The 4275-nt window shown below is 72.9% G+C and carries 1 protein-coding gene; it reads left to right on the forward strand.

Annotated features, from left to right (window positions below; translation table 11 throughout):
- Nucleotides 1-4275: type I polyketide synthase (locus FHS37_RS38585; protein WP_184829978.1), on the forward strand; the 4275-nt coding region annotated here is incomplete at both ends.

Below are 4275 nucleotides of genomic sequence, written 5' to 3' on the forward strand. Positions count from 1 at the left end.
CCCCCTCGACCTGCCCGCCCTGCACCAGCAGGCGCGCTCCCACCCCGTGGCCCCCGTCCTGCGCGGCTTGGTACGCGGCACGGCACGCAGGACCGCCGAAGCCGGCTCCGTCGTCGGATCGGCGCTGGCCCAGTCGCTGGCGGGAATGACCGCTGCGGAGCGCGACAAGGCGCTGCTGGACCTCGTGCTCGGCCACGTGGCCGTGGTGCTCGGCCACAGCTCGGCAGGGGCCGTCGCACCCGACCGCGCGTTCAAGGAACTGGGCTTCGACTCGCTCACTGCCGTGGAGCTGCGCAACCGGCTGGGCGCGGCCACCGAACTGCGCCTGCCCGCGACCCTGGTCTTCGACTACCCGACCCCCGCAGCGCTGGCGGCGTTCCTCGACGCCGAACTCGCGGGCGCGCCCGTCCTGACGGCGTCCACCCGCACCCCGGCCGTCACCGACGAGCCGATCGCGATCGTCGGCATGAGCTGCCGCTTCCCCGGCGGGGTGAACTCACCGGAAGACCTCTGGAAGTTGCTGGTCGGCGGCGGAGACGCCGTGGTGGAGTTCCCGACCGACCGCGGCTGGGACCTGAACACGCTGTTCGACGACGACCCCGACCAGCGGGGGACCAGCTACACCCGCATGGGTGCGTTCCTCGACCGCGTGGCGGAGTTCGACCCGGCGTTCTTCGGCATCTCGCCGCGTGAGGCGCTGGCGATGGACCCGCAACAGCGGCTGCTGCTGGAGACCTCCTGGGAAGTGTTCGAACGAGCGGGCATCGACCCGGACTCCTTGCGGGGCAGCCGGTCGGGCGTGTTCGTCGGCACCAACGGCCAGGACTACCCGACGCTGCTGATGGCCGCCCCGGACACCCTGGAAGGGGTGGAGGGGTACCTCGGCACGGGCAACGCGGCCAGTGTCATCTCCGGCCGGCTGTCCTACACCTTCGGCCTCGAGGGCCCCGCCGTCACGGTCGACACGGCGTGCTCGTCGTCGCTGGTCGCCCTGCACTGGGCCGCTCAGGCGCTGCGCCAGGGCGAATGCGAGCTGGCACTGGTCGGTGGCGTGACGGTGATGTCCACGCCGGGTGTGTTCATCGACTTCAGCCGCCAGCGCGGGCTGGCGGAGGACGGGCGCTGCAAGGCGTTCTCCGACAGCGCGGACGGCACCGGCTGGGGCGAGGGCGTCGGCATGCTGCTGGTGGAGCGGCTGTCGGATGCCCGGCGTAACGGGCATCCGGTGCTCGCGGTGGTGCGGGGCTCGGCGGTGAACCAGGACGGCGCGTCGAACGGCCTCACCGCGCCGAACGGCCCGTCGCAGCAGCGGGTCATCCGCCAGGCGCTCGCCAGTGCGGGGCTGACCCCGTCCGAGGTGGACGCGGTCGAGGCGCACGGTACGGGGACGACGCTGGGTGACCCGATCGAGGCCCAGGCGCTGCTCGCCACCTACGGTCGGGACCGGTCCGGTGAGCCGCTGTGGCTGGGCTCGATCAAGTCGAACATCGGGCACACGCAGGCGGCCGCCGGTGTCGCGGGCGTGATCAAGATGGTCATGGCGATGCGGCACGGAGTGCTGCCGAAGACCCTGCACGTCACGGAACCGTCCTCGCACGTGGACTGGTCAGCCGGCGCGGTGGAACTGCTGACCGACCGGCGTGCCTGGCCGGACGTGGACCGGCCGTGGCGGGCGGGTGTCTCGTCGTTCGGTGTGAGCGGGACGAATGCCCACGTCATCGTCGAGCAGGCCCCCGTGGTCGAGCGGACGGATGCGAACGCCCCCGAGCCCGTACGTGGTGGGGTGCTGCCGTGGGTGTTGTCGGCCCGCAGCGTGGAGGCGTTGCGGGAGCAGGCCGCCCGGCTGGCGTCCTTCGTGGACGATCAGTCCCCGGCCGACGTGGGCTACTCGCTGGCGACGTCGCGGGCGGCGCTGGAGCACCGGGCGGTGGTCGTCGCCGCCGAGCGGACCGAGCTCTTGGACGCCTTGACGGCCGTGGCCGAGGGCCAGCCGACCGGCGCTGTGGTCACAGGGGTTGTCAACGACGCTGGTCCGCTGGGTTTCCTGTTCTCGGGTCAGGGGTCGCAGCGGCTGGGGATGGGCCGTGAACTGGCCGCCCGGTACCCGGTGTTCGCCGAGGCGCTGGACGAGGTGCTGGCGGAGTTCGACCCTCAGGTGCGCGAGACCCTCTTCGGCGATGACGCCGATGCGTTGAACGAGACGGGGGTGACGCAGCCGGCGTTGTTCGCGGTCGAGGTGGCGCTTTTCCGGCTGCTGGAGTCGTGGGGTGTGCGGCCCGATGTGCTGGCCGGGCATTCGATCGGTGAGCTGGCCGCCGCCCATGTGGCGGGTGTGTGGTCGCTGGCGGACGCCGCGAGGGTGGTGTCCGCGCGCGGCACGCTGATGCAGGCGCTGCCGGCCGGGGGCGCGATGGTCGCGGTCCGGGCGTCGGAGGCCGAGGTCGCACCGGACCTGTCGGAGACGGTGGGCGTCGCGGCGGTCAACGGCCCGTCGTCGGTGGTCGTCTCCGGTGTCGCCGCCGATGTGGAGGCGGTGGCGGAGCGCTGGCGTGCGCAGGGTCGGAAGGTGTCGCGTCTGAAGGTCAGCCACGCGTTCCACTCGCCGCTGATGGAGCCGATGCTGGACGACTTCCGGCGGGTGCTGGAGAGCGTGTCGTTCGAGGCGCCGGCGATCCCGATCGTGTCGACGCTGACCGGCGTCCGGGCCACGGCCGAGGAGTTGACCTCGCCGGAGTACTGGGTGCGGCACGTCCGCGAGTCGGTCCGGTTCGCCGATGCCGTCGGCACGCTCTCGGGCGAGGGTGTGGGTACGTTCGTCGAGGTCGGTCCGGGTGGCACGCTGGCCGCGCTGGGCCAGGAGACGGCCCCCGAGGCGGTCTTCGTGCCGGTGCTGCGCGCAGACCGGCCGGAGGCGGTGGCCGCCACCCTGGCCGCCGGGCACCTGCACGTACGCGGTGTCCGGGTGGACTGGGCGGCGTTCTTCGCGGGCAGCGGCGCCCGACGGGTGGACCTGCCGACCTACGCCTTCCAGCGCGAACGCTTCTGGCCCAACGTACTGCCCTCGGTCGGCGATGTGACGGCTGCCGGACTCGGTGCGGCCGATCACCCGCTTCTGGGCGCGGCCGTCACCCTCGGCGGCACGGACGGTGCGCTGCTCACCGGGCGGCTGTCGGCCCAGACCCACCCGTGGCTGGCCGACCACGCCGTACTGGACACGATTCTGCTGCCCGGCACGGCATTCCTGGAGCTGGCGATCCGTGCGGGTGACCAGGTCGGCTGTGACCTGGTGGAGGAACTGACACTGGAGGCGCCGCTGATCCTGCCCGAGAACGGCTCGGTGCAGATCCAGGTGTGGGTCGGCGTCGAGGACGCGTCGGGCCGGCGTGAGCTGACCCTCCACTCCAGTGCGGGCGACGACGGCGTGTCGTGGACCCGCAACGCCACCGGTGTGCTCCGCGCCGACGGGCGTTCCGGCGGCGGGGTGTCCTTGGCCGAGTGGCCGCCCGTCGGGGCGGAGACCGTCGACCTGGACGGGTTCTACGAGCACATGGTCGACGGCGGTTTCGGTTACGGGCCGGTGTTCCAGGGGCTGCGGGCGGCGTGGCGGCGCGGGGACGAGGTGTTCGCCGAGGTCGCGTTGCCCGAGGGTGTGAGTGCGGAGGGCTTCGGTCTGCACCCGGCGCTGCTGGACGCGGCGCTGCACGCGATCGGTCTGGCCGGGGACGCCGACGGGGTCGGACGGCTGCCGTTCGCGTGGTCGGGTGTGCGGCTGCACGCCTCCGGTGCGGAGACGCTGCGGGTGCGCCTGACCCCCTCGGGCACGGACCGGGTCGCCCTGACGGTCGCGGACGGGGCGGGTGCCCCGGTGGCCACGATCGACTCACTGATGCTGCGACCGGTCTCGCAGGAACAGTTGGCCGTGGACGACCTCGGCGACGCGCTGTTCGGCTTGGACTGGGTGCCGGCGCCGGTGCCCCGGGCCGACGGTGATGTCCCGACCGTCGAGTGGACCGACCTGGGTGCGCTGGAGACCCTCGCGTCCTCGGCGGAGCTGCCCGATTTCGTCGTCCTGGCCCGGCCGATCACCTCCGTGTCCGACGCGGTGTCCTCGGTTGCTCACGAGGCGGCGCACGAAATGGCGCACTGGGCGCTGAACGCGGTGCAGACCTGGCTGTCCGACGAGCGGTCGGACGCGGCGCGGCTGGTCGTGGTGACCGGGGGCGCGGTCGCCGTCGCGGACGACGGTGACGTGCGGGACGTGGCGCAGGCGGCGGT

Source organism: Streptomyces griseomycini, from assembly GCF_014203535.1.
GTDB lineage: Bacteria > Actinomycetota > Actinomycetes > Streptomycetales > Streptomycetaceae > Streptomyces > Streptomyces griseomycini.